General features: G+C 68.9%; 15 protein-coding genes, 1 tRNA gene and 5 pseudogenes. 10 read left to right on the forward strand and 11 right to left on the reverse strand.

The genetic code is table 11. The features are described 5' to 3' along the window. Nucleotides 1-7: 7 nt before the first annotated feature. From V5F53_RS16660 to V5F53_RS16675, 4 genes are all read left to right on the forward strand, one after another. Nucleotides 8-3136 carry an efflux RND transporter permease subunit gene (locus V5F53_RS16660; RefSeq protein ID WP_393998766.1) on the forward strand — a complete coding sequence of 1043 codons (3129 nt, stop codon included), beginning with the start codon at nt 8-10 and terminating at the stop codon, nt 3134-3136. A gap of 14 nt (nt 3137-3150) precedes the next feature. Then, a complete protein-coding gene (locus V5F53_RS16665) occupies nt 3151-3543 on the forward strand; it encodes a hypothetical protein (RefSeq protein ID WP_393998767.1) in 393 nt (130 codons plus the stop codon). A gap of 53 nt (nt 3544-3596) precedes the next feature. Then, nucleotides 3597-5201, forward strand: a complete 1605-nt coding sequence (locus tag V5F53_RS16670; RefSeq protein ID WP_509212492.1) for a multicopper oxidase domain-containing protein — start codon at nt 3597-3599, stop codon at nt 5199-5201. Between the two features lie 108 nt (nt 5202-5309). Beyond that, on the forward strand, nt 5310-6536 hold the full coding sequence (locus V5F53_RS16675) for an MFS transporter (RefSeq protein WP_393998769.1): 1227 nt from the start codon (nt 5310-5312) through the stop codon (nt 6534-6536). Nucleotides 6537-6576: 40 nt separating this feature from the next. On the opposite strand, the pseudogene V5F53_RS16680 reads toward V5F53_RS16675, so the two are convergent. The 3 genes and pseudogenes from V5F53_RS16680 to V5F53_RS16690 all read right to left on the reverse strand — a co-directional run. Then, nucleotides 6577-7062: pseudogene (locus V5F53_RS16680) on the reverse strand (MFS transporter); the annotation flags it as partial. 1 nt (nt 7063) lies between these two features. Next, a pseudogene (locus V5F53_RS16685) lies at nt 7064-8023 on the reverse strand (IS481 family transposase); the annotation flags it as partial. Nucleotides 8024-8072: 49 nt separating this feature from the next. Then, the gene (locus V5F53_RS16690; protein ID WP_393998770.1) at nt 8073-8606 is read right to left on the reverse strand and encodes a hypothetical protein; all 534 of its coding nucleotides are present in this window, start codon (nt 8604-8606) and stop codon (nt 8073-8075) included. Nucleotides 8607-8735: 129 nt separating this feature from the next. Between V5F53_RS16690 and V5F53_RS16695 the strand changes: the two genes are divergently transcribed. Beyond that, nucleotides 8736-9695, forward strand: coding sequence for a DUF2971 domain-containing protein (locus tag V5F53_RS16695; RefSeq protein ID WP_393998771.1), 960 nt, complete (start codon nt 8736-8738; stop codon nt 9693-9695). 166 nt (nt 9696-9861) lie between these two features. Next, a pseudogene (locus tag V5F53_RS16700) lies at nt 9862-9966 on the forward strand (LysR family transcriptional regulator); the annotation flags it as partial. A 19-nt stretch (nt 9967-9985) separates the two neighbouring features. On the opposite strand, the pseudogene V5F53_RS16705 reads toward V5F53_RS16700, so the two are convergent. Together V5F53_RS16705 and V5F53_RS16710 are read right to left on the reverse strand one after the other, a co-directional pair. Continuing rightward, nucleotides 9986-11175 (reverse strand): annotated as a pseudogene (locus V5F53_RS16705) (IS3 family transposase). A 60-nt stretch (nt 11176-11235) separates the two neighbouring features. Continuing rightward, a pseudogene (locus V5F53_RS16710) lies at nt 11236-11409 on the reverse strand (helix-turn-helix domain-containing protein); the annotation flags it as partial. Nucleotides 11410-11799: 390 nt separating this feature from the next. Between V5F53_RS16710 and V5F53_RS16715 the strand changes: the two are divergent. From V5F53_RS16715 to V5F53_RS16730, 4 genes are all read left to right on the forward strand, one after another. Continuing rightward, a complete protein-coding gene (locus tag V5F53_RS16715) occupies nt 11800-12105 on the forward strand; it encodes a head-tail connector protein (RefSeq protein WP_393998849.1) in 306 nt (101 codons plus the stop codon). Next, nucleotides 12105-12461, forward strand: coding sequence for an HNH endonuclease (locus tag V5F53_RS16720; RefSeq protein ID WP_509212495.1), 357 nt, complete (start codon nt 12105-12107; stop codon nt 12459-12461). Before V5F53_RS16715 ends, V5F53_RS16720 begins: the two co-directional genes overlap by 1 nt. 104 nt (nt 12462-12565) lie before the next feature. Further along, complete coding sequence (locus V5F53_RS16725; RefSeq protein ID WP_393998845.1) at nt 12566-12973, forward strand: P27 family phage terminase small subunit; 408 nt, start codon at nt 12566-12568, stop codon at nt 12971-12973. Continuing rightward, complete coding sequence (locus tag V5F53_RS16730; protein WP_393998846.1) at nt 12945-14570, forward strand: terminase large subunit; 1626 nt, start codon at nt 12945-12947, stop codon at nt 14568-14570. The genes V5F53_RS16725 and V5F53_RS16730 overlap by 29 nt, the downstream gene beginning before the upstream one ends. 87 nt (nt 14571-14657) lie before the next feature. On the opposite strand, the gene V5F53_RS16735 is transcribed toward V5F53_RS16730, so the two are convergent. The 6 genes from V5F53_RS16735 to V5F53_RS16760 all read right to left on the reverse strand — a co-directional run bounded on the left by V5F53_RS16735 (nt 14658) and on the right by V5F53_RS16760 (nt 19676). Further along, a tRNA-Arg gene (locus V5F53_RS16735) sits at nt 14658-14734 on the reverse strand. Between the two features lie 187 nt (nt 14735-14921). After that, entirely contained in the window at nt 14922-16391 is a 1470-nt protein-coding gene (locus V5F53_RS16740) for an ATP-binding protein (RefSeq protein WP_393996260.1), read from the reverse strand. A gap of 188 nt (nt 16392-16579) precedes the next feature. Beyond that, the gene (locus V5F53_RS16745; protein ID WP_393996259.1) at nt 16580-16945 is read right to left on the reverse strand and encodes an HPr family phosphocarrier protein; all 366 of its coding nucleotides are present in this window, start codon (nt 16943-16945) and stop codon (nt 16580-16582) included. Beyond that, nucleotides 16914-17315, reverse strand: coding sequence for a PTS sugar transporter subunit IIA (locus V5F53_RS16750; protein ID WP_393996258.1), 402 nt, complete (start codon nt 17313-17315; stop codon nt 16914-16916). The genes V5F53_RS16745 and V5F53_RS16750 overlap by 32 nt, the downstream gene beginning before the upstream one ends. Nucleotides 17316-17421: 106 nt before the next feature. After that, nucleotides 17422-17868: an HPr kinase/phosphorylase gene (locus V5F53_RS16755; RefSeq protein ID WP_393996257.1), complete on the reverse strand. Its 447-nt coding sequence runs from the start codon at nt 17866-17868 to the stop codon at nt 17422-17424. Nucleotides 17869-17876: 8 nt separating this feature from the next. Next, nucleotides 17877-19676, reverse strand: coding sequence for a sensor histidine kinase (locus V5F53_RS16760; RefSeq protein ID WP_393996256.1), 1800 nt, complete (start codon nt 19674-19676; stop codon nt 17877-17879). Nucleotides 19677-19678 lie beyond the last annotated feature (2 nt).

Raw genomic sequence — 19678 nt, forward strand, 5'->3', positions numbered from 1 at the left:
CCGGCCGATGTTCACCGTCCTCGTCACCCAGTCCCTGCGCAACCGCCTCCTGGTGCTGGCCATGGCGGTCGTGCTGGCGCTCTACGGCGCCTATGCGGTGACCCGCCTGCCGGTGGACGTGCTGCCGGACCTCAACCGGCCCACCGTCACCCTCATGGCCGAGGCCGAGGGCCTCGCCCCGGCCGAGGTGGAACAGCTCGTCACCTTCCCGCTGGAAACCGCGCTGGCCGGCCTGCCGGGCCTCGTCCGCCTGCGCTCGGTCTCGGGCGTCGGCCTTTCGGTCGTCTATGTGGAGTTCGATTTCGGCTCCGACATCTTCCGCGATCGCCAGCAGATCGCCGAGCGCCTCGCCCTGGTGCGGGACCGGCTGCCGGCGAACGTCTCCCCGCAGATGGGGCCCGTCAGCTCCATCATGGGGCAGATCCTGATGTTCGCCGTCACCAGCGACACCGCCTCGCCCATGGCGGTGCGGGACGCGACGGACTTCGTCATCCGGCCCCGGCTCCTCGCCATTCCCGGCATCGCGCAGGTCACCCCCATGGGCGGAGAGGTGCGGCAGGTCCGCGTCTCGCCGGACCTTGCCGCCATGCGCGCCCACGCCATCACGCTCGACGCGCTGGAACGGGCTCTGGCGCGGTTCGGCACCGATTCCGGCGGCGGCTTCGCCGACCAGGGCGCCCGCGAGATGCTGATCCGCAACATCGGCCGCACGCTCAGCCTCGACGACCTGAAAAGCCTCGCGCTGCCGCGCCCCGCCGGTGGCACCGTGCTGCTCCACCAGATCGCTCAGGTGGAGCATGCCGCGCGGCAGAAGCGCGGCGATGCCGGCTACATGGGGCGCCCGGCGGTGATCGTCTCGGTGGAGAAGCAGCCGGACGCGGACACCCTCGCCCTGACCCGCGTCGTGGAGGACGCGCTGGCCGATCTCAACCGCACGCTGCCGGACGGCATCCGCGTCTCGCCGCCGGTCTTCCGGCAGGCGGACTTCATCTCCGCCGCCATCGGCAACGTGGAAAAGGTGCTGATGGAGGCCATGGCGGTGGTGGCGCTGGTGCTGTTCGCGTTCCTGCTGAACTGGCGCACCACCTTCATCTCGCTCACCGCCATCCCGATGTCGATCCTCGCCACCGCCATCGTGTTCCACGCCTTCGGCCTCGCCATCAACACCATGACGCTGGGCGGGCTCGCCATCGCCATCGGCGAACTGGTGGACGACGCGGTGGTGGACGTGGAGAACATCTTCCGCCGCCTGCGCGAGAACGCCGCGGCCGCGGTGCCGCGCCCCGTGTTCGAGGTGGTGGTGGCGGCGAGCCGGGAGGTGCGCTCCGGCATCGTCTATGCCACGGCCATCATCGTCCTGGTGTTCGTGCCTTTGTTCGCGCTCCCGGGCATCGAGGGGCGGCTGTTCGCGCCGCTGGGGCAGGCCTACATCGTCTCCATCCTCGCCAGCCTTGCCACCTCCGTCACGCTCACCCCGGTGCTCGCCTTCTACCTGCTGCCAGCCCTCAGCCGTCGCGCCGAACGGGACCGCGCGCTGGTGCGTGGCCTGAAGGGCGGATACGCGGCGCTGCTCGCCGCCGCCTTCCGCCACCCGCGCCTGGTGACGACGGCGACCGGCCTGCTGTTCGTCGCCGCGCTGGCCGCCGCCGCGAACCTGCCGCGCGCCTTCCTGCCGCCGTTCAACGAGGGCTCCCTCACCATCTCCATGTCGTTCAGGCCCGGCCTCTCGCTCGCCGAGAGCGCCCGCATGGGCCTTATCGCCGAAGCCCTCATCCTGGAGGTGCCGGAGGTGAAGGCGGTCGCCCGGCGCACCGGCCGGGCCGAGCTGGACGAGCACGCCGAGGGGGTGCACGCCTCGGAGATCGAGGTGGACCTCGAGCCCTCCGCCCGCGGCCGGGCCGAGATCACCGCCGACATCCGCGACCGGCTCTCCGTCCTGCCGGCGGCGTTCAACGTAGGCCAGCCCATCTCCCACCGGCTCGACCACATGCTGTCCGGCGTGCGCGCCGAGATCGCCCTGAAGCTGTTCGACGATGACCTCGATGCCCTGCGCACCACGGCCGAGGGGCTGCGCCTGCGGCTCGCCGAGATTCCCGGCCTCGTGGACCTGCAGGTGGAGCGGCAGGTGCGCGTGCCCGAGGTGACGGTGCGGGTGGACTATGGCCGCGCCGCCCTCTATGGCCTCCAGCCCGCCCAGGTGACCGACGCGCTGGCGCGCCTCTCCAACGGGCGTGTGGTCTCAACCCTCGTCGACGGCAACCGGCGCTTCGACCTCGTCGTCCGCCTCCCGGATGCCGCCCGTAGCGCCGAGGGCCTCGCCAGCCTCCTCGTCGAGACACCCTCCGGCTGGGTCCCCCTCTCGGAGGTGGCGGAGGTGAAGGAGACGGACGGGCCGAACCAGATCCTGCGCGAGGGCGGGCGCCGGCGCATCGTGGTGCTCGCCAACACCACCGGCGGACGCGACACCGCCGCCATCATCGCCGACATGCGCCAGGCCATCGCGGCCACCGCCTTGCCGCCGGGCACCACCGCGAGCCTGGAGGGCACCTTCATGGCGCAGGAGGACTCCCTGCGCACCATCGGCGGCCTCGCCGCCGTATCGCTGCTGCTGGTGTTCGCGCTCCTCTACAGCCGCTACCGCTCGGCTCTGTTCGCGCTGGTCATCATGGTGAGCGTGCCGCTGGCGCTCATCGGCGCGGTGGTTGCCCTCTGGCTCGCCGGCCAGCCGCTCTCGGTGGCGAGCATGATCGGCTTCGTCACGCTCACCGGCATCGCCGCGCGCAACGGCATCCTGAAGGTCAGCCACATCATCAACCTCGCCATCGAAGAGCGGATGGCGTTCGGCCCCGAGCTGGTGATGCGCGGCAGCCTGGAGCGCCTCACGCCGGTGCTGATGACCGCCGCCGCCGCCGGCATCGCCCTTCTGCCGCTGCTGAGCGGGGCCGAGGTCCCGGGCAAGGAGATCCTGCACCCGGTGGCCATCACCCTCTTCGGCGGCCTCGTCAGCGCCACGCTGCTCGATGCCGTGCTCACGCCCGTGCTCGTCCTCGCCTACGGCCGCCGCCCGCTGGAGCGGCTGGTGGCCGCCGCCCGCGCGCCGGGCCCCACCGCCGCCGCCCGCGCGGATGCGTTCTGACTGGAGACCGCCCCATGATCTTCCCGCGCCTCGCGCAAGCCCTCCTCACCCTGCCCCTCCTCACCCTGCCCCCTCTCGCGGCCCCGGCCCTCGCCCACGAGCCGGGCGCGGGCGCCAACGGCGGGGTGCGGGTGGATGCCGGCCGCTTCCACGCCGAGCTGGTGGCCGACGGCACACCGGCCGTCTCGCTCTTTCTCAGCGACGGCACCGACAAGCCGGTGCCGGCCGAGGGCTTCAAGGCAAACGCCATCCTGGTGGTGGACGGCAAGGCCCAGCGCTTTCCCCTCGTCCCCTTTGCCGGCAGCAACCGCCTCGCCGGGACCGCACCGGTCGCCGTACCCAAGGGCGCGAAGGGCGCCATCCAGATCACCGCGCCGGACGGCTCCACCGCCCAGGCCAAATACTGAAGACCAGAGGCTTCGCGTCGCCGGGCCCGCCCGGAACCGCGCCAAGGAGGTCCATGATGACCCGAACCATGCTCCAGCCCTCCCTCTCCCGCCGCGCCGTCCTGGCCGGCGGCGCAGCTATCGGCGCGCTCGCTCTGTCCGGTGGCTGGAACCGCGCCGTCGCGGCTCCGCTGCTCACGGTCGAAAGCGTCACTCTCGATGTCAACGGAAAGGCGGCCAAGGTCTTCGCCGTGAAGGGGCCGGCCGGCGAAGGCGTTTTCGCCAAGGCGGGGGACCGGCTTGCCGGCGCTGTGCTCAATGCCTCGCAAACCCCGGCGGTGATGCACTGGCATGGCCAGCTCTTCGCGCCCGCGGACCAGGACCGGGCGCGCCCCGACGGCGGCGAGCTGGCCCCCGGCGCTGCCGACCAGGTGGACTTCCCCCTGACCCCCGGCACCCACTGGATGCACTCCCACACGCTCAGCGAACAGCAATTGCTCGCCGCCCCCCTCGTCACCCGAGAGGCGGATGCGGGCGATGCCCAGGACGTGGTGGTGATGCTGCACGACTTCTCCTTCCGCAGCCCGGAGGAGATCCTGGCCGGGCTCGGCGGCGCGAACGCCCATGGCAGCCACGGCGGCCCGGGGATGAGCCCGCCGGCGCAGGGCATGGCCGGGATGGCCATGCCGGGCATGGACCATTCCGGGCATGGCATGGGCGGAATGGGCGGCGGCATGATGGGCGCCGCGCCGGCCGGTCAGAGCGGCGGCCACATGGGGCATGGCACCGGTGGCGGCATGGGCCAGGACATGGGCCAGGACATGGGCCAGGACATGGGCCAGGACATGGGCCACGGAATGAGCGGTCGAATGGCCGCGCATGCCAACGATGTGGCCTACGACGCGTTCCTCGCCAACCGCCGCACCCTCGCCGACCCCGAGGTGGTCCAGGTGGAGAAGGGCGGGCGGGTGCGGCTGCGCCTCATCAACGGCGGCACCGCCACCGCCTTCTTCATCACCGTGCCGGGCCTGAAGCCGCGCTGCATCGCGGTGGACGGCACGCCCTGCCTGCCGGTGGAAGCGGAGGCCTTCCCCCTGGCCCAGGGCCAGCGCATCGACCTCCTCGTGGATATCCCGGCAGGCGGCGGCGCCTTCCCGGTGCTGGCGCAGGTGGAGGCCTCCCCCCGCCGCACCGGCCTGGTGCTGGCGACCGCCGGCGCCGCCGTCGCCCGCATCGCCGAGACGGCGGAGCGGGCGCAGGGCCTGCTTGACCTGTCGTTCGAGGCGCGCCTGACGGCGGCCAGGCCGCTCGTCGCCCGCAAGGCCGACAAGTCCTTCCCCATCTTCCTCGGCGAGGACGCCGGCTACCGCTGGACCATCAACGGCCGCGCCTACGGCGAGGCGGAGCCGTTCGCCGTGAGCCAGGGCGAACGGGTGGAGATGACCTTCATGAACCCCACCGCCATGAGCCACCCCATGCACCTGCACGGCCACCATTTCCAGGTGGTGGGCATCGGCGGGCGCCGCTTCTCCGGCGCGCTGCGCGATACGGTGATGGTGCCTCCGCACACCCCGGTGACCATCGCCTTCGACGCCGGGCCGAGGGGGGAGTGGTTCCTCCATTGCCACCACCTCTACCACATGGCCACCGGGATGATGGCCGTGGTGAAGGTGGCCTGAACCGGCAGCCGCCGCCGCGGCATGCCGGCGCTGGGCATCGCCGCCGCCGTCACGTACCCCGGAGACAGGCGGCGCGGGCCGGACGGCACGCCGGGAAGGACAGCGCAGATGGACGAAACACAGGCGCCGGGGCCGACGCGCGATGCCGCCGCGGGGAAAGGCCGGCCCGCCATTCCCCGCACCGTGTGGGCGCTTGGCCTCGTCAGCATGTTCATGGACATCTCCTCCGAGATGATCCACGCGCTGCTGCCCCTCTTCCTCACCGGCACGCTCGGCGCGAGCGTCGCCGTGGTGGGGCTGATCGAGGGCATCGGGGAATCCACGGCGCAGGTGGCGAAGATGTTCTCGGGCTATCTGTCGGACCGGTTCGGCCGGCGCAAGCCGCTCATCCTGCTGGGCTACGGGCTCGGCGCCGTCTCCAAGCCGGTGTTCGCCCTCGCCGGCGCGCCGGGCATGGTGCTGGCCGCGCGCTTCGCCGACCGGGTCGGCAAGGGCCTGCGGGGGGCGCCCCGCGATGCCCTGGTCGCCGATGTGACGCCACCCGAGATTCGCGGCCGCGCCTACGGCCTGCGCCAGGCCCTCGACACGGTGGGCGCCTTCGTCGGACCGCTGCTCGCCATCGCGCTCATGGCGCTGCTCGCCGACGACATGCGCATGGTATTCTGGATCGCGGTCGTTCCCGGCCTGTGCGCCGTGCTGTGCGTGGTGGCAGGGGTCGAGGACAGCTCCGCCCACCCCATCGGCGCAGGGCGCCCGCCGCCGGTGCGCCTCACCGATCTCCGGCAGCTCGGCCGCCCGTTCTGGGGGGTGGTCGCGGTCGGCGTCGTCTTCACCCTGGCGCGTTTCAGCGAAGCCTTTCTTGTGCTCAAGGCCCATGACGAGGGGCTGCCGCTGGCCCTCGCCCCGCTCGTGCTGGTGGCGATGAACGTGGTCTACGCGCTCGGCGCCTATCCCGCCGGGGCCTGGTCCGACCAGGTACCGCCGGCCCGGCTGCTGCTCGGCGGCCTGGCGCTGCTGGTGGCGGCCGATGTCATCCTGGCCGTCGTGCCCGGCCTGCCTGGCGCCTTCCTCGGCATCGTCCTGTGGGGCGGCCACATGGCGCTCACCCAGGGGCTGCTCGCCAAGCTGGTGGCCGAGCACGCCCCCGCGGCGTTGCGCGGATCGGCCTTCGGCCTGTTCAACCTCGCCACCGGCGTGGCGACGCTGCTGGCGAGCGTGGTCGCGGGACTGCTGTGGGACGCCGGAGGGGCCCAGGCCACCTTCATCGCCGGAGCCGTCTTTGCCCTGCTCGCCGCCGGGCTCGTCGGCCTCTCCGCCCGCCGCCAGGCGGGGTGAGCCGCGGCCCGGCGCCCGTCCTGGCCGCGCGGGTCCGCGATCAGCGCTCCTCCGGCGGCCGGATGTGCCGGACGGCCCGGAGCAAGGCGAGGTCGTAAAGGATCTTGAGCGCGCCGCACAAGGTGAAGGGCAAGGCTTCATGGCCGGCGGCGAACAACGCCCCGGCCAGGGCCGGGCTCAGGGCCGCGGCGAGGCTGCGCGGCACCGAGGTGAGGCTCGCCGCCGCCGCGCGCTCCGGCGGCGTCACCACCGCCATCACGTAGGAAGAACCGGTCGGAACGTCCATCTGCGACAAGGCGGAGCGCAGCAGCAGCAGGCCCAGCGCCGCATCGAGGCTCGGCACCAGGGCGGCGCCGATCAGGCAGACACTCGACGGGACGTGCGTGAACACCATGGTGTTGACGAGCCCGATGCGCCGCGACAGCCAGGCCGCCACCGGAAAGGAGAAGGCGGACAGCACACCCGAGAGGAAGAAGAACCCGCCGGCTTCGGCGAGCGACAGGCCGAAACGGGTGCACAGCCAGAGTATTTAGTCTCGGCATTTGGTGAATTGGATTGAGCGTGAATCGTTCTGGCTCTGAAGTCCATCGTTTGTAGATGAACTCGTAGGGCGTGAGGCCTTTCAGGGTCTTGAGGCGGCGGGCGAAGTTGTCGGCGGCAACGAAGCTTTTGAGATGGGCTCGAAGCTGGTCGTGGTCGCCATAGTGGACGCGCTTGACGGTCGCCTCCTTGATCATGCGGGACAGAAGCTTGACCTGCCCATTGGTGCAGGGATGCCTGGGCTTCGTCAGCCGGTGTTCGATCCCGTGGGCCTGGCAGGCGCGATCAAAGGGATGCCCGCGCCACATGGCGGTCGGACCGGAACGGTTCTTCGGCAGGTCGGCGAACTGGACGCCGGTGTCGGTCAGAACCATCTTGATCCTGTAGGGAATGACGGCCACCAGCGCATCAAGGAAAGCGCGTGCCGTTGCCGGGATGGCCTTGTCGACCAGTTGGGCAAAGGCGAACTTCAAGGTGCGGTCGATGCCGACATACAGATGCAATTGACCTTCCGCCGTCTGCACCTCGGCGAGGTCGATGTGGAAGAAGCCGATCGGGCAGGCCTTGAATTTCTTCTTCGCCGGCTTGTCGCCTTCGACATCGGGCAGGCGGGAGATGCAGTGGCGCTGAAGGCAACGGTGAAGCGATGAGCGGGTCAGGTGGGGGATCGTCGTCTGAAGGGCATAGAGGCAGTCGTCGAGCGGCAACAGGATATGCCTGCGGAAGGCGACGATGATCGCCTCTTCCTCAACGGACAGGACCGTCGACTTGGCGTCCTTCGGGCCGGTGGGAAGATCCGCGCAGGAGGTCCGCTTCTTCCATTTCGCGACGGTCTTCTGGTTGATCCCGTAGCGCCGGGCCAGAGCCCTCAGGCTCTCTTGACTATGCTGTATCGCTCGCCGGACCGCCTCTGTCGTCATGGCGCATCCATGCAGAACCTGGCCCATAGTGCATCCTTCCAGTCCTGCGAAAAGACTGCACCATCAAAGCCCGGGATCAAACAGCTAGATAGTCGGACAATATCTCGGCCCTGATTTCCAGCAGGACGGGGCGTCCGTCCGTGTCCCTTTTCAGTTGGGCGACATCGATCCAACCCTCATTGGGCCGGAACCAGGTATCGGCCTCGCGTTCAAGCTTCAGCGCGACCTCCAGATCTTGATGCAGGTGCCATGTCTGAAGATCGAACCCGTCTTTGCCCTGTGCGATTACGAGGCGCGTCCCGATGACCCTGCGCTCGTCGTTCCATTCGCTATGAACGTCGGCCTGCCGGTAGATGCCTTTCTCAACGCTCGGGCTGTGGGTTGATGTATCGACCTCGCTCCAGGTCAGCAGTTCGACCGCTCCGCGATCGGCCGAAAGCACGGCGAGTGCTGCGATGCCCGAATACTTTCGGATCGCGCCGATCCCGGCGAACGGACTTTCGTGCTCAGTCTCCCCGTCCTGACGCAACGGTATCCATCTGCGCCCCTGCGCCGCTCGGACATCGTCGAGTTCAAAGAACCGTGGGTTGAGGGTCGAGGATTCGGTCATCGCAACGATATAGAGTTGGGCTGGGCCGAATGCCCGAGTATTCGTGCCGGATCAGCCCTTTCAGCAGCGCGGAGTCGGCGTGATCCGTCCCTGCAGCCTGCCTCCAACCTCGCCCGGGAGAGCAACGATATGGCCAAGGCCAACAAGACCCCCGCAAGGCTCTACAAATATCGCGCGTTCAGCAATCTCACCCTTGAGATGCTCGTCGACGACACCCTGTATTTCGCCGACCCCAGCAGCTTCAACGACCCGCTCGACACCAGACCTACGCTCGATGCCGACGTCGGTGCAGCCGAGCTAGAATCCATGCTGCTGCGGTTGGTTCAACAGCGGGCTGAAGCCGAGATGTCGGCTGCCGCCAAAACCATTCGCTATCGTGGCCCTAAAACGATCGAGCATATCTCGCGCCACAGCCAGCGCGAGGCCGCGCAGCTGATAGAGCGCATTCGCTACTATGCTACCAATCCCGAGTACGAGATCGATGATCCGGAGCAGTATCTTCTCGGCCACTATGTGGAGAGCGAACTCCTCCAGCGGTATGACAAGGGCGTGTTATCGCTAGCCGAGCGGGCGCACTGCCCACTGATGTGGAGCCACTACGGTGATCAACATCGCGGGCTTTGCATCGGATATTCCGTCCCCGACGACGCCCGGCCAGACCTCCACAAGATCAGCTATGGAGGCAATCGACTGGTGGCGGCGAGCGCGGTGGGACGGATGCTCAACGGCGACGCTACCGCCCGCGCGCAGGTCGACGGGGCGGTCCTGCTGCGTAAGGCAGCGGAATGGCGCTACGAGAAGGAATGGCGGCTGATCGGTCCGCGCGGGCTCCATGATTCCCAGCTGGAGCTCGAGGAAATCGTGTTCGGAATGCGATGCACCAGCGCAGTAAAGTACGCCGTGATCAAGGCGCTCGAGGCGCGCCACCGCCCGGTCCAATTCTACGAGATCCGCGAACAGGTTGGTCAGTTCACGCTCGCGAAGCGGGCGCTCAATATTGATGAACTGGCGGCGTCCTACCCGTGCCGCGCTCGGTCGTTTCGCGAGGCCTTTTCAGACCTCGAAGATCTGCCCCGAGGCAGTGCCTAGACGTCACAGCGGCACCCATTCGGAGCATGGCGAAGGCTTAGCTTGCCTCCAAGGCAAGTGAAATAGGGCCATCGCGATCCTATGTTCGACCCGAGGGGCACATTTCGCTAGTATCGCCTGAACGCGCTTCCTTTTTGCGTGCCCGCCGCCCGTAGAGTTGAAGACCATGATCGATTGGGATGGCGTTCGTTACTTCCTCGCTGTCGCGCGTGAAGGGTCTGTCCGGGCCGCCGCCGAGCGCCTCAAGGTAAACCACTCCACGGTCCTGCGTCTGACGTTGCCCCGAAGTTTTATCCAGCGGTGCGTTTGTTCTGGCGGTTGGATTTGGCCTTGTCGGCCGGGTGAGCGACGGGATCTGTCGCGGAGCTTTTGGCCTGGCGCCGCGGCAGATCCCGTCGCGGATGGAAGGTGGCGGCGAAGGCGGAGGGGGTCTGCCAGCCGAGGGCGGAGTGCGGGCGTGATCCATTGTCGTCGAACCGCCACCTGCCCAGGCTTGCTCGGGCCTGGCCGAGCGCCGAGAACAGCGTCTCGTGGAGAAGCTCGTCCCGCAGGCGGCCGTTGAAGCTCTCGATGAAGGCGTTCTGCATGGGCTTGCCCGGCGCGATGGAATGCCACTCGACCTGTGCCGCGACCGCCCAGGCGAGGATGGCATTGGATGTGAACGCGCTGCCGTTATCGCTGACGATCATCTTCGGCCGGCCGCGCTCGGCCACAAGGCGGTCCAACTCTCAGGCCACCCGCACGCCGGACAGCGATGTGTCCGCCAGCAGGGTGAGGCATTCCCGGGTGCAGTCGTCGACGACGGTGAGGATACGGAAGCGACGGCCACAGGTGAGCTGGTCCGACACGAAGTCGAGCGACCAGCGCGCGTTCGGCCGCATCGGGATCGTCATGGGGGCCCGCGTCCCGATGGCCCGCTTGCGGCCACCACGGCGCCGCACCTTGAGACGCTCCTCGCGATAGAGCCGGAACAGGCGCTTGTGGTTGACCGTGAAACCCTCCCGCTTGAGCCGCACGTGCAGGCGCCGATAGCCGAAGCGACGCCGCTCATGGGCGATGGCCTTCATGCGCTCGCGCAGGGCGCCGTCGTCGCCCCGCTTTGCCTGGTATCTCATGGTCATGCGGCAGAAGCCGGTGGCTTTACACGCCCGCCGTTCATTCATCCCGTGATGCTCCACGAGATGGGCGACAGCTCTGCGCGCGGCAGCGGGCGTCACCCCTTCTTTCCCAGCAGATCCTTCAGCGCGACATGATCCAGCATGGCATCGGCGAGCATGCGCTTCAGCTTGGCGTTCTCGTCCTCCAGCGCCCGCAGCCGCTTGGCTTCCGACACCTCCATGCCGCCGAAGCGGGCCTTCCACTTGTAGATGCTGGCGTCGCTGACCCCGTGCTTGCGGCACAGATCGCAGACAGGCACTCCGGCCTCGTGCTCCTTCAGGATCGAAATGATCTGCTCTTCCGTGAACCGGATGCGCTTCATGTCCTGGTCCTCGCAATGGGCCAGAACAAACTTCAAACTCCATTAGCTTGCAGGGGCAACGTCATTCGGGCCGGTTGGCAGGTCAGCACAGGACGTCCGCTTCTTCCATTTGGCGACGGTTTTCGGGTTGATGCCATAGCGCTTCGCCAGCGCCGTCAGGCTCTCTTGACTCTCTTGTATCGCTCGACGGACCGCCTCTGTCGTCGTGGCGCACCCGTGCAGAACCTGGCCCAGAGCGCATCCTTCCAGTCCTGCGAAAAGACTGCACCAGCAAAACCTGGGATCAAACAGCCGGGTATTGAGGGCCTGTAGCGGCCGGCCCGACAACGAAAAGCCCGCCTCCCTGGCGCCCACCGGCTCCGATCGGCACATTCAAGGGACAAGGCGGGCAAGGTCGCGAGTACCAGCGGGGAATCCTTGACCCGCCAAGGGCTCACCGGGAGGGGCGCGCGCGATGCAGCCCCTCCCGCTCTGTTCCCCGTGTTCCCCGTGTTCCCCGTGTTCCCCGTGTTCCCCGGGCGAGGGAACGGCGGGGAACAGAAATATGCCAAGTGAAATCAAGCCTGTACCCCACGTTCCCCGTGTTCCCCTCGGAAACGGTGCATCTGCGCTCGGAAAGACACCATGCCCGACACCCTCGACATCCTCCCCCTCGCCGACATCAAGGGCCATCTGCGGATGACACCCGATGAGAACGAGGAAGACATCGCCATTGCCGGCATGATCGAGACCGCACGCGGCTTCGTGGAAGGCTGGTGCGGCCCGCTGAACGGCTTCACCGATGGTGTGCCGGCGCCCCTGGTGCACGCCATGAAGCTCTACGTCGCCCACCTCCATTCGAACCGCGAAGCCACCTTCGACGGGACCATATCCGAGGCGCCCCTCGGCTTCTTCGACCTGATCGACCCCTATCGCCTGAGGACGTGCTGATGCCTTGGGCGCCACCGAAGCACTGCCCGCGCGGCCATCCGGCCTTCACCGGCTCGCACTGCCCCGCGTGCGCTGCCGAGCGGAAGAAGGCGGCCGATGCGCGCCGCCCCTCGGCCTCCGCCCGTGGCTATACCGAGACGTGGCGCAAGGCGTCCCGCGCCTGGCTCGCCGGCCCTGGCCGTGACCGCTGCGTGCACTGTGGTGGGCCTGCCGAGATGGTGGATCACCGCACCGCGCCCAAGGGTGACATGCGCCTGTTCTGGGACACGGCCAACTGGCAGCCCGCCTGCCGGGCCTGCAACACCCGCAAGGCCATCCGCGAGGAAGGCGGGTTCGGCAAGCTGGCATCGAGGTAGGGGGGGGGTGGATCGCGACTTCGCCCCCCTCGCCCCCTGACCGGTGGTGCAGTCTTGCGCGCACTCTCGGGCAAATGGGGTTTTTGGAAAGGGAGGTTCCCCACATGAAAGGCCGTAAGCCGACGCTCCAGATCGTGGCCGGCAGCAAGGGCGCTGGACGCTGCCCGCCGCCGCCCGGATCGCTCTGCCCTCACGGGGCCGCGGAATGGACGCGCACCGCACCGCTCCTGCATGAGCGCGGGCACCTTGCCGCCGGCACCCTGGCGACGCTGGAAGGCGACTGCCGGGCCGTGGGCCTCGCGCGCACCTGCACCGAGATGATGAACGCCGAAGGCCATGTGCTCCAGACCGACAAGGGGCCGGTGACGCACCCCGCCTTCAAGATGCTCATGGGCGCCATGCGGGAAGCGCGCCTGCTCGCCGCCGAACTCGCGCTGACGCCCCATCGGCGTGGCACCGCCGCCAAGGAGGGGGACGCCGCCAATGGCTGGGACACCGATCTTCTCGCCTGAGTCGGGGCTCTATCCCGACCCCACCGGCCGGGCGGATCGCATGTGCCGCTTCGTGCGCCGGCTCAGGCTGTGGGAAGGGCGCTTCGCGGGCCAGCCCTTCACCCTGCATCCGCTTCAGGAAGCCATCATCCGCCGCATCTATGGCCCCTCGACGGACACCGGGGCGCGGCTGGTGCGCACCGCCTGCATCTGGATTCCCCGAGGCAATGCCAAGACCACCCTGGCCTCAGCCCTCGCGCTCGCCCACTTCATGGGGCCGGAAGCGGAGGCCGGCGGGCAGGTGATCCAGGCGGCGGCCGACCGGGAGAATGCCGGCATCGCCTTCAAGCATTCATTCGAGATGGTGAAGCAGGACGGCGCCTTGCTCTCCCGCGTCGCGCCCATTGAAAGCCGCAAGACCCTCAACCATCCCGGCACCGCGAGCGTGCTGAAGGCCGTCTCCACCGAGGCCTATTCCAAGCACGGCCTGAACGTCTCCTTCTTCCTGGCGGACGAGGTGCATGCGTGGCCGGCTTCCGAGGCGCGCAAGCTGTTCAAGGTGGTGACCGATTCCATGGTGAAGCGCGACCAGCCCCTGACCATCGTCATCTCGACGGCCGGCGAGGGCACGGGCGGGCTTGCCGCCGATCTGTGGGCGTACAGCCACAAGGTGGCCTCCGGCGAGATCGACGACCCGACCTTCGCCCCCATCATCTTCGCCGCGCCGATGGGCGCCGACTGGCGGGATGAAAGCGCCTGGCACAGCGCGAACCCCGCCATCGCCGCTGGCTTCTGCTCGCTGGAAGAACTGCGCATCAAGGCCCGGCGGATCGAGCACTTCCCGGCTGAGATTGCCGACTTCAAGCGCTTCCACCTCAATCTGTGGCAGGAAGGCGCCGCCGAGCCCTGGCTCGCCCTTGAGGTGTACGACGCGGCCGAACCCATGGCCCCGGCGGAAGAGCTGGAAGGCCGGCCCTGCTGGGTGGGCATCGACCTTTCCAGCGTGGAAGACCTCACCGCCGTGGTGGCCGTGTTCCCCTCTGCAGGCGCGGACGGCCACGCCCGCTATGACGTGGTGCCCATGTTCTTCCTGCCCGAGGCCGGCCTTGCCCGCAAAGCCGAGCGCGACCGGGCGGACTATCTGCGCTGGAAGGACGAAGGCGTCCTCACCGTCACCGCCGGCAACGTGGTGGATCACGGCGCCATCATCGCGCACGTGGTGGGCCTGGGGGAGCGCTTCGGCGTTCAGGAAGTGGCCATCGACCGATGGAACTCCACCGCCGTGAACACCGCCCTTCAGGAGGAGGGCTTCACCATCAACCAGTTCGGCCAGGGCTTCGCCAGCATGGCGGCGCCGGTCAAGGAACTGAAGCGAGCGATTCTCGCCGGCCACTTCCGGCACGACGGCAATCCCCTCCTGCGCCTGTGCTTCGGCAATGCGGTGGCCGAGCGCGATGCGGCCGAGAACGAGAAGTTCACCAAGGAGAAAGCCCGCGAGCGCGGCCGGATCGACGGCGCCGTCGCCGCCGCCATGGCCATCGGCCGCATCCTGACCACCGACACCGCCACCAGCATCTACGACAGCGACGAATGGACCCCCGACATGATGGTCATGTGAGGGGAGCCAAAGCTCTGCGCTTAGTGACTTGTCGGTGACTTGGGATTTTCTGAAGACTTGGCTCTAGGCGCTAAGTCATTGATTTAATGGCGCGCCGGGGAAGATTCGAACTCCCGACCCCCAGATTCGTAGTCTGGTGCTCTATCCAGCTGAGCTACCGGCGCATTGTCCCGTGGAATTCGGCGGGGAACCAGCCGAAGTGGAAGGATGGAGCCTTCCCGGGAGCGGCGGCGGAAGTTTCCGCCGGCGAGGTCCGTTTGCTACCCCCTTTCATCGCCGTGCGCAAGAGCGAAGCGACGCCCGCCGCCCTGCGCCATGGCCAAGCTGTGGATAAGTTCACGCCACGCGGCCCTACGCCCGAAGCCGCTCGCGGCGCTGGCGCCCTTCCTCCGACTGGTCCGGCAAGGTGATGCGGAATGCGGTGCCCACCGGAGCGTCGATCAGGCGGATCTCGCCGCCATGAGCCCGCACCAGTTCGTCGGCGATGGGCAGGCCGAGCCCGGTGCCGCCGCGCCGCGCGGACGAGACAAAGGCCTCGAACAGGTGGGCCCGTCGCGCCGCGGGAATCCCCGGTCCGGTGTCGGCCACCTCGATCTCCACCGTGGTGCCGAGCCGCTTGGCCTTGATCCGGATCTGGTCCCGCCCGGGGTCGAGCGGGGCGCGCGCTTCCAGCGCCTGGACCGCATTGCGCGCGATATTCAAGATCACCCGGAACAATTGGTCGGGGTCGGCATCCACCGTCAGCCCCGCCTCCAGCGACACCACCCAGCCGATGCCGGCGCCCAGGCCGAGCGTGTCGCGCACCTCGTCCAGCAGGTGGGCCAGATCCACGTCCCGGCGCTCCGGCAGCGGTTCCATGGCCCGGCCGTAGGACAAGGTCTGCTCGCAATAAGTGATGGCGCGATCGAGGGCCGAGAGCAGCTTGGGCGCGAACCGCTGCACGGTCGGGTCGGGCAACGCCGCCAGGCGATCGGAGATGAGCTGCGCCGCCGCCAGCAGGTTGCGCAGATCGTGGTTGATCTTCGAGACCGCCAGCCCCAGCGCCGCCAGATGGCTTTTCTGGCTGAGGGTCTGGGACAGCGCCCGCTGCAGCTCTTCCAGCGTTTCCTCGGCGGTGCCGATCTCGTCGCTGCGGCCGCTGGGCACGATGATTCGGGTGGCGTCCTCCGGATTTTCGCGGAACGCCGCCATGCGCTCGGTCAGTCGCCGCATGGGCCGCACGAACAAAGCGTTGAGCCCGAAATAGACCAGCGCGCCGGCCGCGCCGGCCACCAGCAGCGACACCAGCAGCGTGGTGGTGGTGAAGCGCAGCAGCGCGCGCTTGAGCGGCGTTTCCGAGATCACGATCTCGATGAAGTCGGCGCCGGAGGGGGGATCGCCCACCACCCGCAGGATGCGGCCCTCAGGCGCCGTGAGCGTGTGGAAGGCCCCCTCCACCGCGCTCCACAAGGTGGTCTCGCGCATGTCCAGGTGCTCATCCGCCTGGGGCGGCATGTCGGACATGGCGAGCAGGCGGCGGGTGTCCTCGCGCTTCACCACGATCACCTTGGCGCCCACGCTCGCCAGCAGCTGGCGGGTGAGGTCCATGGGGATGCTGTCCTGCGGCGCCGCGTCGAGCACCAGGGCAGCGGTCCGGGCGGCGGCAAGGCGATCCGACAGCCAGGCGATGCGGAAATTGGCGATGGTGGGCACCAGCACCGCCGTCTCCACCGCCGCCACCACGATCACCGTGAGCAGCAGCAGCTTGGCCGACAGGCTGAAGCGGCGCCGGCGGGCGGGCGGCGGGCTCGTCGCTGGCTGGTCGGCTCTCGTCGCGAACATGGCACCCATGGCACCTGGGGCGAACCGCCCGTTCCCGTCTTCCGCGCCCTGCGCGCGGAAATGTGAACGCTAGAGATAAGCACAGACCTTGCGCAGCGCCAGCGGCGACATGCGGCGCAGCCCCGGGCGCAAGGTCGCGTGGGGCGCGGAACGGAGATCAAGGCAAGCCGCCAACCGTCGGCGGGGCGCTATTCCTCTTCGCCGAAGCGATCGGCGACCAGGGCGGTGAGCGCGTCGAGCACCGCCGTCGCCTCGCGGCCGGTGGCGGTGACGGTGACCGCTGTGCCGGGCGAGGCCGCCAGCATCATCAGCCCCATGATGGAATTGCCGCAGACTTCCTCGCCGCTGCGGCAGACGCTGACCCGGGCATCGTACTGCTCGACGGTTTGCACGAACTTGGCGGACGCGCGGGCGTGCAGGCCGCGCTTGTTGACGATGGGCAGCACCCGCACCTCGGCATCGGCGCGGATGGCGCAGCCGCAGGCCTCGGCGGGATCCTCCGCCGTCACCGGATCGAAGGCGTCATTTACCAGCGAGGACGCGGCTTGCGACATTGATGTATTTCCTGCCTGCTTCCTGGGCCACGTCCACCGCCTCGCCCAGCGGCAGCTCGCCGCGCACCTTGGCGAGCTTCACCAGCATGGGCAGGTTGATGCCTGCGACCACTTCCACGTCGGGGCTGTTCATGACCGAGATGGCGAGGTTGGAGGGCGTGCCGCCGAACATGTCGGTCAAGATAACCACCCCGGCGCCGGAGCGGACCCGCTCCACGGCGTCGATGATGTCTTGGCGGCGCCGCTCCATATCGTCATCCGGCCCGATGGTCACGGTGGCGATCTGGCTTTGCGGCCCCATGACGTGCTCTAGCGCCGAACAGAACTCGTCGGCGAGGCGACCGTGGGTGACGAGGACAAGACCGATCATGTTTCCTCCGCCCTCACCCCCCCGATGAAGGCCTCCCGCAGCGCGGGGATGTCATATTCAGAGCGGCTCAAAATTTACGCAAGGGGTGCAACGCACAAAAGCACATTTAGTTTGCGTAAGGTTCACTGGCCAGCGCCACCGCCACCAGCAACGCTGCGCTTTCAAGGTGCTCGGGCGCGATGCGCGGCAGCGCGCAGCCAGAGATGCGAACGGTTTGCGCCTGTTCCGGCGGCAGACGGGTGGCGTCCGGCGCGCCGAGATCCACCACCACGGCCAGCGACACCCTGTCGCGATAGGGGAGCCGTCGAAGCCCCAGCCCACGCGCTTCCACGAGCCCGGCGAGCGCCGGCACCGGCCTGGCCACCAGGGCCCCCGCCTCCACCCGCAGCAGCACCCGGTCATCCGCCACCAGCTCCGCCGGCGCCAGCACCCGCGGCGCATCGAGGATGAGCCGCAGCGCCAGGGTGGACTTGCCGGCCCCCGACGCGCCCCGGATCAACACCCCGCGTCCGCCGATGGCGACGCAGCTGGCGTGGATCGAGGGCTCCCCCATGGCCGGCCTCACCCCGCCGGCAGGCGAACGATGAAGCGGGCGCCGACCACCCGCTCGATCCCGTCCGGACCGGTCGCGGTGCGGTTCTCGGCCCAGATGCGGCCGCCGTGCGCCTCCACGATCTGCCGCGAGATGGACAGGCCCAGCCCCGAATTCTGGCCGAAGCCCTGGTGCGGGCGGTCAGTGTAGAAGCGCTCGAAGATGCGCGCCAGGGCGTCGGGCTGGATGCCCGGGCCGTCGTCATCCACCACGATCTCCACCTCGTCCTTCAACCCGCGGCAGGTCACGCGCACCTCCCCGCCCTTGGGCGAAAAGGAGCGGGCGTTGGACACCAGATTGTCCACCACCTGCCCGAGCCGGGAGGCATGGCCCGGCACCACGAACGACGCCGCCGCCCCTGCGCCGCGCTCGAAGGCGAGGGAAACGCGCACGCCGTCGTCGCGGCGCACGTCCTGCGCCATGCCCACCACCATCTCAAGCAGCTGCTTCAGGTCCACCGCCACCGCTTCCTGGCGCTGCAGCTCGGCATCCAGGCGGCTGGCGTCGGAAATGTCCGAAATGAGGCGGTCGAGCCGCTTCACGTCGTGCTGGATCACCTCCATGAGCCGCGCGCGAGAGGAATCGTTGCGGGCGAGCGGCAGCGTCTCCACGGCGCTGCGCAGGGAGGTGAGCGGGTTCTTCAGCTCGTGGGCCACGTCGGCGGCGAAGCTCTCAATGGCCTCGATGCGATTGTAGAGCGCCCGCGTCATGTCGCGCAGCGCGCCGGACAGATGGCCGATCTCGTCCGAGCGGGAGGTGAAATCGGGGATCTCCACCCGGGTCTTGATGCGCCGGCGCACCCGCTCGGCGGCCGCGGCGAGCTTGCGCACCGGATCGGCGATGGTGCCCGCCAGCAGCACCGAGAGCAGCACCATCACCACCGCGGCCACCACGAACACGCGCACGATGACGAAGCGCTCGGCGCGCACCGCCTCGTCGATCTCGCCGCCCTGGGTGGACAGCAGCAGCACGCCGAGGATGGCGCGGAAACGCTGGATCGGCACCGCCACCGACACCACCACCCGGCCGCGCTCGTCCACCCGCACCTCGCTGGCCTTGCCCCCCAGGGCGGCGGTGGCCACCTCGGGGTAGTTCTTGCCGGCCTGGGGACCGTACTCCTTGTAGAGCGGCAGATCGCCCCGGCCGAACCAGAGCTGCACCGCCCGCCACAGGCGCTCCAGCGGCCCCGGCCGCGGCTCCGTGGGCGAGGGCATGTCGAAGCGCAGGATCTCGCCGCGCGAATAGAGCGAGCGGGAATCCAGCAGCAATTGCCCGTCGCGATCATAGATGCGGGCACGGGTGCGGGTGGGGCCGACGAGGCGCCGCAGCACCGGCGCCACCCGCTCCGGATTGATGGGGAATTCCAGCGGCGCGAAGCCTTCCTCGCCCGGGCCGTAGCTCTCGCCGGCCTGCAGCTCCAGCAGCCGCTCGGGATCGACGGTGATGGAGTTGGTTTCCACCTGGGCCGAAGAGGCGATGGCGGCGGCGATGATCTCGCCCTGGACCAAAAGGCTCTGGATGCGCGCATCGATGAGGCCCGAGCGGAACTCGGACAGGTACAGGATGCCCGACACCAGCGCGCACAGGCCGGCCAGGTTCAGGAGCACGATGCGCCGGGTGAGCGAGGAGAAGCTCTTGAACGCCACGAACCGGCGCACGCGCCGCAGCGCCCCAAGGACACCCCGCGCCGGAGCCGGCGGCTCGCCGGCGCCCTCGCGCGGCTCCGCATCCGCCGGACCGGCGTGCTCCCGCATCGGACGATCTGTCATCG

The sequence above is a fragment of the Xanthobacter cornucopiae genome, from assembly GCF_043195065.2.
Taxonomy (GTDB): domain Bacteria; phylum Pseudomonadota; class Alphaproteobacteria; order Rhizobiales; family Xanthobacteraceae; genus Xanthobacter.